Below are 13,069 nucleotides of genomic sequence, written 5' to 3'. Positions count from 1 at the left end.
TCAGCCCTTGAGTTTTGGATCGAGCGTGTCGCGCAGCGCATCCCCAAGCAGATTGAATGCCAGCACGGTAATAAAGATCGCCAGTCCCGGAAATACGCTCATGTGCCACGATCCGGCCATCATCATACTTCGGCTCATCGCCAGAATATTGCCCCATTCAGGCACGTCAGGCTCCGGACCCAGTCCAATAAAACTCAGGCCCGCGGCTGTCAGAATACTGGTGCCAATGCGCATAGTGAAATAGACAATCACGCTGGAAAGCGTGCCGGGCAGAATATGCCGCAGGATAATGACGCTGTCTGGTGCACCGGCACAGCGCACGGCTTCAACATAGGCAGCCTGTTTCAGAGAGAGCGTCGAAGCCCGCACGATGCGGGCAAATACCGGCACGCTGAATACCGCGACTGCGATAATGACATTGTTCAGACCCGTCCCCAGCAGCGCCACCACCGCAATGGCCAGCAACATGCCGGGAAACGCGAATAATACGTCGGCACCGCGCATGATCAGCATATCGACCCAACCGCCGTAATAGCCCGCCAGTAAGCCCAGCATGACCCCGACCAGCATGCCGATCGTCACCGACAGCACGCCGATATAGAGCGAGATCCGCGCGCCATAGATAATGCGGCTGAGCAGGTCGCGCCCCAGTTCGTCGGTCCCCATCCAGTGTGCCGCCGTTGGCGGTGACGATAACGCCATCCAGTCCGGAGCCATGGGATCCCATGGCGCCAGCCAGGGCGCAAAAATCGCCACCACAATCAACAGCAGCACAAACCCGCCTGAGACCAGCGCCAGAGGGTTACGCACAAGAGCATGCAGGAAATCGCGCCACGGCGAACGAATAATCTGAGGCGGATTTTCAGTCAGCGATTGAATACTCATTTTGGCTCCTGTCGCAGACGAATGGCCGGATTAACCACCGCGTAAAGCAGATCGACCAGCAGATTAATCACAATAAATTCAAACACGAACAGCATCACCAGCGCCTGAATCACCGGCTGATCCTGCGCTTTGATCGACTCAATCAATAACCAGCCTAATCCTGGCCAGTTGAAAACGCTCTCCACCACGATGGATCCGCCCAGCAGAAAACCGAACTGCAAGCCCAGCATGGTAATCACCGGAATGAGCGCATTACGCATCACATGTTTCCACGTCACCAGGCGGTTACGCAGCCCTTTGGCTTTGGCGGTACGCACGTAATCTTCCTGCGCCACCTCAAGAAAGGCCGAACGGGTAAAGCGCGCCATTACCGCCGCAACCGAAGAACCCAGCGTGATGGCGGGCAGGACTATATCGCTGGCCCTGTTAAAGCCGCTGACCGAGAACAGCCCAAAAGGCATCGCAACGAACTGGATGAGCAACAGCCCCAGCCAGAAGGCTGGCATCGAAATGCCGCCGACCGCCACGCTCATCAGCGTCCAGTCCTGCCATCTTCCACGTTTCAGTGCAGCCATAACGCCGAATAACAAACCGAGAATGACGGACCAGGTAAAACCCGCTAAGGCGAGCCACAGCGTCGGCATGAAGCCCTCTTTGATCACCTCCAGCACCGGTTGCTGGGTGCGATACGTGGTGCCCAGATCGCCCTGCAGCAGGCTGCCGATCCAGTGGAGATACTGCTGCGGCAGCGGATCGTTAAGCCCGAGGTGCTGACGCGCCGCTTCGATCGCCTCAACTGGCGCATCCGGTCCGGCATAAATACGCGCCGGGTCGCCCGGCATGAGCTTGATAAATCCGAAAACCAGCAACGAGACCACCAGCAAAACCGGGATCATCTCCAGCAATCGGCGAATGATGTATGCAAACATGCCATTCCCTGAAATGAGATGCGACTGGCCTCCTCGCGTCCCTCATCCGTTCCGGACAGGGGACGAGGAAGAAGAGACCGTCTTATTTAAAGGACGCCTGAGTGAACAGTAAATTGCCATCAGGCAGCATCGAAACGCCGCTCAGCGTGTTGCGTTTGCCGACCAGATTGTCTGGCGTGCCAAGAAACGCCACCGGTGCTTCTTTCCACAACACCTTTTGCGCTTGTGCATAGGCGATGCCACGCTTTGCCGGATCGGCCGTCGCCAGCCCGGCAGCAATCGCTTTGTCTGCATCAGGGTTACTGAAGTAGGAGACATTATACGAGGTCGGAACCCAGGACTCGGTAGCAAACAGCGGACGCAGCGCCCAGTCGGCATCCCCTGTAGAGGTCGACCAGCCGCCATAATAGAGGTCAAACTCCGCCTTTTTCGGGTCCTGAACGCCCCACAACTTAGCGTTGCGCGTGCCGGAATCCATCGGTGTTACCGTGGCTCGAATGCCTGCCGTGGCCAGTTGCGCTTTCAGCACCTGAGCGGCACGGACGCTGGCCGTGGCGTTGGTCACCCAGAGCTTAAGATCCAGTCCCTCCGGATAACCCGCCGCTTTCAGCAAGGCTTTGGCCTTATCCGGCGCATAGCCGTAATCAGGATCGCCCTGTTTCTGATAGAACTGTACGCCTTCCGGGATCGCGGATGTGGCAGGTTTACCCAGACCGGCAAAGGCCACTTTCAGCCACAGATTACGGTCAATCGCATAGTTGATTGCCTGACGCACCCGAACATCGGCCAGCGGCTTGTGCTGCGTGTTGATCGCCATGTAATAAAGATAAATGCTCGGATCGCGCTGAATGGAGAGGTGGCTGTCCTGCTGAACGGCTGCGATGAGGTCTGAAGGCAATGGCCAGATGGCATCCACCTGCCCCGACTTCAACGCTGCCACCCGTGTCGCATCTTCGGGACTTGGAGAGAAGATGACATGGTCGACTTTAGGCCATCCCTGCTGCCAGTAACCTGCATATCTGACCAGCGTAACCGCTTTGCCCGGTTTCCAGTCGACAAAGGTAAACGGACCGGTTCCCACCGGATGCAGTCGCAACTGCGCTTCGTCCGGATATTGCTTAAGAATTGACGGGCTCCACATCACCGCGGAAGGATGCGCCAGGGTGTTGATAAAGGCTCCGAACGACTGATTCAGATCGATTTTTACCTGGTCGGGTGCCAGCACCGTGACCTTATCAATCATTTTGTAGAGGCTGTTACGCTTCAGCCCTTTTTTCTGATCTGCCAGACGATCAAGGTTCGCTTTGACGGCGTCTGCATCAAAAGGGGTACCGTCCTGGAAGGTAACGCCTTTGCGCAGCGTCAGCGTAAATTCGGTGGCACTGTCATTAGAGGTATAACCGGTCGCCAGCCAGGGTTGCAGCTTCATCCGGGAATCAAACTGGAACAGGCGCTCAAAGATGCCGCTCTGAACCGAGTAGCTGACATTATCCGAGGTGTCGTGCGGATCCAGCCCCGTGATATCGGCATACATTGAAATGCGCAGATCCTGTGCCTGCGCAGTCATGACCAGCGTCGTCGTCAATGCGAGGGCGAACGAAGTACGGCGAAACAGCGTTTTCATAAATTCTCCTGGTCGTTAAGGATTATTGCAATGCAATGCCGTCAGCTACCCAGTGCTGGGGGGCAACCTGCCGATATCGGGTTTTAGTGACCGTTTCACCCACCTTACGCAACGGCGAGGGGATTTCGCTGTCATCGAAAATACGGGGCTGACGGTTTTCAGGATCCGCTACCGGCACGGAGGCCAGCAGTCGTTGGGTATAGGGGTGTTGCGGCTGATTAAATACCGACTGACGCGGTCCAAGCTCCACAATCTGGCCGAGGTACATCACCGCGACGCGATTAGCAATACGCTCGACGACCGCCATATCGTGAGAGATGAAAATCCATGCCACGCCCGTTTGCTGCTGCAGGTCCATCATCAGATTGACCACCTGCGCCTGAATCGAGACATCAAGGGCCGATACCGCTTCATCCGCAATAATCACTTTCGGTTTCAGCGCCATCGCGCGGGCAATGGCAATACGCTGACGCTGACCGCCAGAAAATTCGTGCGGATAACGACGCGCGTGCTCTGGCAGGAGACCGACGCTCTTCAGCAGCGCATCTATCTGTGGGGAAGCCTGTTCAAGCGAAGAGACCATGCCATGTAACAGCAACGGCTCGGCAATGGTGAAACCCACTGTCAGGCGGGGGTTCAGTGACGCATAGGGATCCTGAAACACCATCTGAATTTCACGGCGGAGCGGCTGGAATTCTGCCTCTTTCAGGTCAGAGATTTCCTTCCCTTCAAAGTGAATACTTTCAGCTTGACTGTTGATGAGGCGCATCAGCGCCCGTCCGGTTGTCGATTTGCCGCAGCCGCTTTCACCCACGATGGCCAGGGTTTCACCTGGCCACAGACTGAAATCAATCTGCTCAACCGCATGCACGTGATGCGTAAGGCTCGATAAGATGCCGCTGCGAATCGGGTAATAGACTTTTAATCCGCGCACATCCAGCAGCGGCGCCACGTCATAGCGAGCGGTATGCTGTTCGCCTTGCACAGCCTCGCGGGCACCGGGCAGAGGAAAGCGTTGCGGCCACATGTGTTCCCGCATATCACCGAGTTTTGGTACTGCCGCCAGTAACGCTTTGGTATACGCATGCTGCGGGGCGGCAAAAATCTCAGACACGGTTCCCTGCTCTACCACTTCGCCACGCAGCATGACCACCACGCGATCGGCGATTTCCGCTACCACGCCCATATCATGAGTGATAAACAGCACCGCCATTTGTTTCTCACGTTGCAGCTCACGCAGAATATGGAGAATGCGCGCCTGTACGGTGACATCCAGCGCTGTGGTAGGCTCGTCGGCAATCAGGAGTTGTGGGTCACAGGCAAGGGCCTGCGCAATCATCACACGCTGCCGCATGCCGCCTGACAGCGAGTGAGGATAGCTTTTCATGACGCGATCCACATCGGCGATACGCACCTGTCGCAGCAATTCACGCACCCGCGCATGGGCCTGCTTTCTGTCGCACTGTTGATGATCGCGTAATGCCTCGGTAAGTTGATCATCAATGCGCAGCACCGGATTCAGCGAGGTCATGGGCTCCTGAAAGATCATCGCCATTTCACGGCCACGCAACGTGCGGCGCTGAGCGTCATCCAGCTTTTCTAACGCATGCATTTTTCCGCTGCGTTCGCGGAACTGCATGCTGCCGCCATCGACACGGCCGTTGTTTGCCAGCAAGCCCATCACAGCCAGCGACGTGACAGATTTACCTGAGCCGCTTTCACCCACGACGGCGACGATTTCACCTGGATGAATGGCAAAACTGATGCCTTTGAGTGCCTGATTCTCACCGCTGCGTCCATGAAACGAGACGCTGAGATCCTGAATCGCCAGCACGGGAGAGGCAGAGGCAGCGCGGGTTGCAGGGGAAGTACGTTGTGTGTCCGTCATCGTCGCCTCACAGAGTTATAGCCAGATACGGCCTTGGGAGTAGCTCAGGAAAGGAGAACTGTCGGCGGCTAGCCAGATGGGGCCATCCAGATCGACGAACTCAGCGTTAACCGCGACGGGCAATGCGGCCTCCATGGCCAGTGACGAGCCCAGCATGCAACCGACCATAATGCGCATATTGAGCGTCCGGGCTTCATCCACCATCGCCAGCGCTTCAGTCAGGCCACCGCACTTATCCAGCTTGATATTGATCATCTCGTAGCGATCGCGTAATCCGGCAATATCCGCCCGCGTATGGCAGCTCTCATCGGCACAGACCGGTATGGGATGTTTGAAACGTAACAGGTCATGGTCCTGTCCGGCGGGAAGGGGTTGCTCCACCATCGCGATTTTGAATGCCTTCAGTGCCACCAGCAGGCTTTCCAGTTCCAGACCCGCCCAGGCTTCATTGGCATCGATAATGAGCGTGGCATGGGGTGCCGCCGCGCGAATCGCTGCTACTTTTTCCAGAATCGCATTACGGTCGAGCTTAATTTTGAGCAGGATGGCGCCTCGTGACACGGCATCCGCCGCTGCGAGAGCCATATTTTCCTGCGTATCCAGGCTAAGGGTTTCTGCCGTAATGACTGACTCAGGCTGAGAGCAGGTGCTCTTTTGCCACAGCGTTTGATTAGCCCGTGCGCCATCAAGTCGCCATAGCGCACAGTCCAGCACGTTGCGCGCTGAACCGGCGGGTAAGCGGTGTTGCAGATCATGATGGCTGAGGCCCGACTCAATGTCAGTGCGTACCGCTTCGAGCATGGCCTGAACGCTATCCGGCGTCTCATCGTAGCGGGCCGTTGGTGTGCATTCGCCCTGCCCGATGAATCCCTCCTGCTCCAGGGTGACACGGATGACCGTCACGGCGGTACGGGTACCGCGTGCGATAGCAAAGGGTCGCGCCAGCGGCAGCTCCACCACATCAATCTGCAACTTTCTCATTTCAGCCACGCTCCTGAAGCAGTGCGGCGATCTCATCAATACCAAAACGCACAGGATCCGTTGCCGGTAAGCCGAACTCAGCGCTGATTTCGGCGCAATAAGCGAGCGCCTCTTCTTCGCTGTAATTGGAGGTATTGATAGCAAAGCCAGCGAGTTGAACAGACTCACTGGTCACCTGCGCGGCTCGCAGATTGGCTTCAACGCACGCCTGCAGGCTGACCATGGGCTGGTGTGGCAAATGACGCATATGGGGTCGTCCCATTTCATGGCACATGACCAGCCAGTGTGGTTGCGCACCGTGCATCAGCCCCATACTCACGCCCGCATAGGAGGGATGGAACAGTGAGCCCTGGCCTTCAACGATATCCCAGTGGTCCTCGTCATTCGCCGGTGAAAGCGCTTCTGCTGCACCGGCAATAAAATCAGCGATGACCGCATCGACAGCGATGCCCTCCCCTGCGACCAGAATGCCGGTCTGCCCCGTGGCACGAAAATCAGCTTTCAGGCCGCGTGCACGCATCGCCGCTTCCAGCGCCAGTGAGGTGTACATCTTGCCCACTGAGCAGTCCGTACCGACGGTCAGTATCCGCTTACCTGAACGCTTCTTACCGCTGCCCACACTGAGCGCTGGACGCATATGACGCAGGTCAAAAAGCTCAACGCCCGAAGCCTGTGCAAGCGTCACCAGTTCCGGTTCGTCTACCAGCCGATGGTGCAGACCACTGGCCACATTCATGCCTGCTTTAATGGCACCTTTGATCGTTTCCAGCCAGTGCGCTGGCAGATAACCCCCGGCATTGGCAGTGCCAAGCACCAGCGTTTTTGCGCCGCGCGCTTTGGCGCCGGGAATATCCAGTTCATCCAGACCCAGACTGACCGTGCAGCCCGGCAGTTTAATTTCGCCAACGCACTGCTCCGGCCGCCAGATATGAATACCGCGCGCCGTTTTTGCCGCAAGGGGATCGGTAACATCGCCAAGAAAGAGTAAATAGGGTTGTGGGATTAGCATGTTGTCTCTCGTTTCAGCCAAAAGATCAGGTTCTGAAACCACTATTTCATGCGTTCTGAAAGGTGACGAATGCTTGTTTAGCAGGAGGGTATAACGGCAGGTTATAGCCAGAGGTAATAGTGATGATGGATGGGTTTTTCAGGGGGTTTGGACAGGGTATGGATTAAAAGAAGGAGTGGGTCATAGGAAAAAGATCGTGTTGAGAGAAAAATAAAAGAGAGTCGCGGAATGGGTATTCCGCGATAATAGTACTACAGATCAGTATGGGTTATTTCATGCGACGCTGCCGGGCGACGCTGGCGAGACGTTGTGTCCGGCAGTAAATGGCAAACAGGATGAAAGCCTGCCCATTAAGTATCCAGCGCGCACCCACCAAAGCCGCGAGTGCCAGAATCAGCCACAGACCCGAGTGGCTACCCATAACTACGCTGTAGCTCAAGAGTAAAACGGTCGATATAAGCAACATCGCACAGACGTAAGCCAGCCCCGCCACACCGGCTGTATGGCCTCGCGCAAGCAGGTAACTGGCCGTGAGTATCACGCCTATAACGACGATTGAGGGAACAAAAAAACTCAACGCATGTATCTGTGGACTGAGCGGAGGTAGAGCGTGCAGAAACGTCAGCAAATTAAATGCAAATGCAGCCAGCAACAGCATCAGCACGATTGCAACGGGGAAGCCATTTTGCCGGGGCAGCGCCTCAGAAGGCTGTTTAAAATAGCGCTCGAGCTCTGAAGTGGAACGGGCAAGTATCGAATCATCCTGCCGTGCGATTGCCTGATCTATTTCGCGTCCATGTTGCAGTAGTTCAGTGATATTTGGCCCGACAAGCCATGATAGAAATTGCATTAAAATACCGCCAGTGATTGAATTGTTCCCACAATATAACGCCCGGAGCGCGGCACATTACCTGGAGCAGCAATGATACCACTGACAGCACTGCCTGCCACAGCCGCTGCGCTCGTAACGACCTGCGCGAGTTGCTTAACAAGTTCTTTTTGCACCGACTCTACAGGGAAACGCTTTGGATAAAGTCCTGCACGGATGGCGGCTTTAAGCTCTTTATTACTTATACCTGGGTTTTGTGCCTTAATGATTAATTCAGTAAGGCGAGCCCGGTCCTGCCTTGGATAGTTCCGGAGCCACTCCGTTGCTTTTAAAGAAGAGACTGATTTCATCGCTCGCCATGTTGCCAGGGCTTCTTTTAACGCACCGCCCACACTGGCTAGTGAAATAAGGTCAAGGGACGTTGAAGTGGCAACGTACCAATCCTGAGAGTCCAGCCACGCTACGTTTTCACCACCGTTTTCGACGAGATCATAAACCCGGTAAATACCATTGACACATTGCACGCCTGTTGCGGCAGCGCCAGCATAACCAATAGCAACAAGCACGCCGCTACTGCCAGCGGTTATAGGCGTTGCTGAAGCGCCGATAACCGCTACGCCAGCGGTGATAATCATTGCACCACAAGAAAGCACGGTCGAGGCAATCTCCGTTCCCATTGAGGTTACGCTTACTGCTTCACTAAGTGACTTGCCCGTATTAGACGCTGTGGCTTGCTTAGGCGTTTTGGTCACAATCAGATGTGTAACGATACCACTTTGACCATTAGGATGACGCTGGCCAGGCCGAACAAGATAACGCTGTGCGCCATCTGCATAGATGATGCCAGCCTGATAAAACTCCCGAGTGCAATCCATTGCTGCACCCAGCGCTTTGAAATCAAAATCAGGTGCCCCATAACCGGTCATCCTCGCGATGTCATAACCCGGTAAGTTATTCTCGGGATTCATTCGTGGCATGTTCATTTTATCTCCTTATAGGCTCATAATGATAAAATAGAGTTTTAATACATTGAAATTCGAAATGGAAAAACCATTATTATCGCATCAGAACAATATATCAATATGCAGGTGATACACGAAAAAATCATCATCCTTTGATTAACCGAAAAATATCAACCATACCATTTATCAACACATCAATAATGATAATTAATAGCAGAACCACATTCAAAAAGAAAAAGTCTTTAGCAGATTAATTACCATATGAAATAACATTCACCAGAAAATCCTCATCATCGTGAAAATATCACCAGCGGATCTTTTATCATTTCTGCCAGCAGTACGGGAATAAATTATACATTGATATCATAAATCCACATTCATTATCTACGACTAACATATAAATGTTATAGCTTTGTTAAAATGCCATTTAGCTAAAATTATAAAATAACTTCTTCATAGAACTGATGATTTACAATCAATACCACACAATATATATCCCACAATTAAATGATCTCTCTTCCGATTGTACCGTTACTTTCCCCCATTCAAAACCCCAAACGTGTCCATAAGGGGGATCCTTTAATTCACCCTTATAATTATTGGGATATCTATTTAGCATCCATGCAAACATTCTTTTTTCTTCTTCCTTTAAAGCCTTTACATTTGCTCTTTTTTCCCAATCAGATAGACTTTTATAAAAATCACCTGTTTTACTGGTGAGGAAAACAAGCGCTTTAAAAGAAAAAACAGCCGGATTGAATTCCACAGTAAATGGTTCATCGTGCCAACTGACGTCCTCTGAAAAAAAACGATATTTTCCAACTGGTGTCAGATCATCAACTGAATTAAAAAACAAGGATTTAGTAAAAGCCTCGTAAGATGAAAGATCTATTTCACTCCCATCAATATGTAAAGCTCCATTTGACTCGTCTAAATTCATTATTTTCATATGTCAATTACTTTTCCAGGTTTCAGTTTAAGCCGAGCTTCTTCCGGTATAAAGAACTGCAGCCCTCCCCCTTCCCCATGTTTAGGATTGGCTTCAGCACGTCCTCTGGCTACAAATATATCTTCTGTAACGTAATAAGCTCTCACCTTTGAACGCATTGGATATGCTGGGTTCAACTCAACTTGCAAAGCTTCATGGTAGCCAAGTGGATCACCTTTATGTTGTTTGACTGTAGGATGACTTACAGTATAAGCAGGTAACTGATCTCCATTAGGATAAAGGGCATAAAGAATCGTCCCTTTTTTTTTATCACTGTATTCTCTTAAACATCGATGCCTGGATAAGTTTTATTCCCTGGTCCCTGCCACTTCGTCGCTTCTTTCACAGGGTCTTTACATTTCATCAACCCCCATTGATCCACCCAACCCAGCGCGTTCGGCGCATACTGGTAGAGGTTGATCCCGCCCGCCAGCCCTATCGGATCCTGCTGGGTAAACCGTCCGCTGTCCGGGTCATAATAACGAAACAGATTGTAGTGCAGTCCGGTTGATTCGGCCCCTGCGGTGCCTCACCCCCTTGGGGCCATCGCTGAAGCGATGTTCAAATTTGCTTATGCAAATTTGTCCCGGTCCAGGTACTGGCCCTGCATACGCAGGTTCTGCTCCACCACAGGAACATGCTGGCTCAACTCGCGCAGCAGCTTGCCCCACGGATTATTGATATCTTCCCAAGCTTTTATGGCCTTCACTATCAGTCAGTAAGGACATTAATCTATAATTATTATCTCAGATCTTCGAACAACTATATTTATCGAAGATAAAAACTCATGAGTAATCTTTGATTTCAAAGCTTAGAAGGATATTCAAAAAGTAATGAAATCATTTAATTAGTTACAAGCATTTTCATTTATGCTCTATAATTTCGTAATTATCTGGGGAGCGCCACATGATTTCTTTATATGAAAAATTAACTTTCCCTTTTTCTTTCAAGTAATCCATAACCTGAGAAGGTGCCCAACCCTGTCCATATGAAAATAATGCTCCCATTCCTGCCAGTTTTTCTATCAAAAAAAACTGTTTTTTTTCATCTTCAAAATCAACATTGTAACAATCTCCTTTTTTAGAAAAACCGAGGCTTTTCAATTTAGACTCTTCATTAACCACCCCTTTCAATTGAACTACAATTCTTTTCGGCTCTAAGATCGTCACTAAGATGCAATTTAACATTCTAAATATTTCCTACATTAACTTTCAATATGGTATTAACTACGGGATTATCAGTAGTAGACTGGGAATTTATCACCATCTCAGGTGCTCCGCCTGGTAAATGCTGTCCTGGCCCTTTAAAGTAATCATTCCCGCCCAGAGGGCTACGTGGTTCAAGGTCTCTGATACCACTTATTCTTCTAACTTTAAAACCGCCTAATAACGAGTCTTTATAAAGCCCCATGTCCCTTTCAATTACTCTAGCTTTAGCTCTTGTTATTGTAATTTCTTGGGCGTTTCCGGCATCAGGAAAATATTTCATTACACCTTGTTTGTCACTAATGAAAGTACCGTCTCTACCTATAGCAGGATAAGCATCCCAAGATGTGGGGCTTATATTGTAGCCTTCATTAGAGTTTTTTAGCATATCATGCTGGCGTTTACGAGCTTGCTTAACACTACACTTACTCAACCCCCACGGATCCACCCAACCCAGCGCATTCGGGGCATACTGGTAAAGGTTGATCCCGCCCGCCAACCCTATCGGGTCCTGCTGGGTAAACCGTCCGCTGTCCGGATCATAATAACGAAACAGATTGTAGTGCAGTCCGGTTGATTCGGCCCCTGCGGTGCCTCACCTCCCTGGGGCCATCGCTGAAGCGATGTTCAAATTTGCTTATGCAAATTTGTCCCGGTCCAGGTACTGGCCCTGCATACGCAGGTTCTGCTCCACAACAGGAACACGCTGGCTGGACTCGCGCAGCAGCTTGCCCCACGGGCTGTTAATGCCTTCCCAGGCTTTTTGCCCTACACCGTCAGTCAGCAGCTCCGGCATTCCGTTGGCCGCATTATGGAACCAGTAAATCTCCGGGCTTTCAACACCATCAATACGGGCCAGCGGCTCATAGCTCTGGCTGTCGCTGTAAACGTAGGTCAGCGGGATCCCGTCGTGGATTTCCTGCAGCAGGCGGTAGCCTTCCCACACAAAGCGCGTCGTGACGGCATTGCCCGACGGTCTTCCCTGCAACAGCTGCTGGCTGGTTTTACTGATGCGGCGCCCAAGCGGATCGTAGCGGAAACTCACCTTAGTGCGTGGCTTATTACGGTCCCGCGGCTCGCTGATGACGTCTGTCAGGCGATGCTCACCACTATAGCGATAACGCCAGCGGGTGTGACCGTCATCTTTCTCAGTGGTACGGCCATGGATATCGTACTGCCAGCGGATACCATTCAGTTCGGTGACGCGGTTATGCATGACATGAGCGGCACTATGGCGATCCAGCGGGTTACCTGCGCCATCCCAGCGCCACTGCTCATTACCCGGCTGCGCACCGTCCTGAGACAACAGCCGCCCGGCGTTATCGTAGTTCCATAATGTCTGGCTGAACGGATTATCGTCACGCTCTTCACGGATCAGGTTGTTGCCGTAATCGAAGTCGCGTCGACGGGACCAGACGCGCGGTGCAGGTCGCTGTGAGTCACCCTTAAACACGTCACGGCGGCGCAGTCTGCCTAACCGGTCATATTCACTGCGCATGGTCAGGCCGCCCTGCGTCCGGCTTAGCTCCCGGTGCAGCGTGTCGCGGGTAAATTCCGTGACCGGCAGGTTGTCCAGCGCGATGCTCAGCAGATGGCCGCTACCATAATAAAGCTGCTTCAGGTTGCGGCCATCCGGCAGCGCAGGGCAGTACAGTTGCCCAGCACGTCATACTCCCAGGCCAGTTCGCCCTGCTGGCTCCACTCCGTGTCCGACAGCGGCAGATACTGCGATACTTTACTCAGGCCCTGTCACCCTCATCAGGGTAGTG

General features: G+C 52.5%; 12 protein-coding genes and 2 pseudogenes. All 14 read right to left on the bottom strand.

The genetic code is table 11. The features are described from left to right. Positions 1–885, bottom strand: a complete 885-nt coding sequence (locus AC6I8B_RS08425; protein WP_033786129.1) for an ABC transporter permease subunit — start codon at positions 883–885, stop codon at positions 1–3. Beyond that, entirely contained in the window at positions 882–1,814 is a 933-nt protein-coding gene (locus tag AC6I8B_RS08420) for an ABC transporter permease (protein ID WP_060680040.1), read from the bottom strand. The genes AC6I8B_RS08425 and AC6I8B_RS08420 overlap by 4 nt, the downstream gene beginning before the upstream one ends. A gap of 82 nt (positions 1,815–1,896) precedes the next feature. Beyond that, the gene (locus AC6I8B_RS08415) at positions 1,897–3,438 is read right to left on the bottom strand and encodes a glutathione ABC transporter substrate-binding protein (RefSeq protein WP_157351944.1); all 1,542 of its coding nucleotides are present in this window, start codon (positions 3,436–3,438) and stop codon (positions 1,897–1,899) included. A 22-nt stretch (positions 3,439–3,460) separates the two neighbouring features. Continuing rightward, entirely contained in the window at positions 3,461–5,326 is a 1,866-nt protein-coding gene (locus AC6I8B_RS08410; RefSeq protein WP_157351942.1) for an ABC transporter ATP-binding protein, read from the bottom strand. Between the two features lie 15 nt (positions 5,327–5,341). Then, a complete protein-coding gene (gene dgcA, locus AC6I8B_RS08405) occupies positions 5,342–6,307 on the bottom strand; it encodes an N-acetyl-D-Glu racemase DgcA (protein WP_157351940.1) in 966 nt (321 codons plus the stop codon). Between the two features lies 1 nt (position 6,308). Continuing rightward, positions 6,309–7,316 carry an N-acetyltransferase DgcN gene (gene dgcN, locus AC6I8B_RS08400; protein ID WP_157351937.1) on the bottom strand — a complete coding sequence of 336 codons (1,008 nt, stop codon included), beginning with the start codon at positions 7,314–7,316 and terminating at the stop codon, positions 6,309–6,311. A 268-nt stretch (positions 7,317–7,584) separates the two neighbouring features. Further along, positions 7,585–8,166, bottom strand: a complete 582-nt coding sequence (gene ssi4 / locus AC6I8B_RS08395) for an immunity protein Sip4 (protein ID WP_157351935.1) — start codon at positions 8,164–8,166, stop codon at positions 7,585–7,587. Further along, the gene (gene ssp4 / locus AC6I8B_RS08390; protein WP_157351933.1) at positions 8,166–9,128 is read right to left on the bottom strand and encodes an Ssp4 family T6SS effector; all 963 of its coding nucleotides are present in this window, start codon (positions 9,126–9,128) and stop codon (positions 8,166–8,168) included. The genes ssi4 and ssp4 overlap by 1 nt, the downstream gene beginning before the upstream one ends. A gap of 454 nt (positions 9,129–9,582) precedes the next feature. After that, entirely contained in the window at positions 9,583–10,056 is a 474-nt protein-coding gene (locus AC6I8B_RS08385; protein WP_050679903.1) for a hypothetical protein, read from the bottom strand. Next, a complete protein-coding gene (locus AC6I8B_RS08380; RefSeq protein WP_487345333.1) occupies positions 10,053–10,349 on the bottom strand; it encodes a hypothetical protein in 297 nt (98 codons plus the stop codon). The genes AC6I8B_RS08385 and AC6I8B_RS08380 overlap by 4 nt, the downstream gene beginning before the upstream one ends. Positions 10,350–10,378: 29 nt before the next feature. Beyond that, positions 10,379–10,817: pseudogene (locus AC6I8B_RS08375) on the bottom strand (RHS repeat-associated core domain-containing protein); the annotation flags it as partial. A gap of 141 nt (positions 10,818–10,958) precedes the next feature. Beyond that, entirely contained in the window at positions 10,959–11,264 is a 306-nt protein-coding gene (locus AC6I8B_RS08370; RefSeq protein WP_223564752.1) for a hypothetical protein, read from the bottom strand. A gap of 19 nt (positions 11,265–11,283) precedes the next feature. Then, positions 11,284–11,733 carry a type IV secretion protein Rhs gene (locus AC6I8B_RS08365; RefSeq protein WP_232526443.1) on the bottom strand — a complete coding sequence of 150 codons (450 nt, stop codon included), beginning with the start codon at positions 11,731–11,733 and terminating at the stop codon, positions 11,284–11,286. After that, positions 11,722–13,043, bottom strand: a pseudogene (locus AC6I8B_RS08360) (RHS repeat-associated core domain-containing protein); the annotation flags it as partial. The pseudogene AC6I8B_RS08360 and the gene AC6I8B_RS08365, both read right to left, overlap by 12 nt. Between the last annotated feature and the right edge of the window lie 26 nt (positions 13,044–13,069).

The sequence above is a fragment of the Pantoea sp. X-Soil-ISGK-285 genome (assembly GCF_059730815.1).
This window is presented reverse-complemented; position numbering and strand designations above follow the sequence as displayed.

Coding starts and splice junctions, on each gene's coding strand:
- AC6I8B_RS08425 (WP_033786129.1), bottom strand. CDS start 885: ATGAGTATTCAATCGCTGACTGAAAATCCGCCTCAGATTATTCGTTCG.
- dgcN (WP_157351937.1), bottom strand. CDS start 7,316: ATGCTAATCCCACAACCCTATTTACTCTTTCTTGGCGATGTTACCGAT.
- AC6I8B_RS08410 (WP_157351942.1), bottom strand. CDS start 5,326: ATGACGGACACACAACGTACTTCCCCTGCAACCCGCGCTGCCTCTGCC.
- ssi4 (WP_157351935.1), bottom strand. CDS start 8,166: ATGCAATTTCTATCATGGCTTGTCGGGCCAAATATCACTGAACTACTG.
- AC6I8B_RS08415 (WP_157351944.1), bottom strand. CDS start 3,438: ATGAAAACGCTGTTTCGCCGTACTTCGTTCGCCCTCGCATTGACGACG.
- dgcA (WP_157351940.1), bottom strand. CDS start 6,307: ATGAGAAAGTTGCAGATTGATGTGGTGGAGCTGCCGCTGGCGCGACCC.
- ssp4 (WP_157351933.1), bottom strand. CDS start 9,128: ATGAACATGCCACGAATGAATCCCGAGAATAACTTACCGGGTTATGAC.
- AC6I8B_RS08385 (WP_050679903.1), bottom strand. CDS start 10,056: ATGAAAATAATGAATTTAGACGAGTCAAATGGAGCTTTACATATTGAT.
- AC6I8B_RS08420 (WP_060680040.1), bottom strand. CDS start 1,814: ATGTTTGCATACATCATTCGCCGATTGCTGGAGATGATCCCGGTTTTG.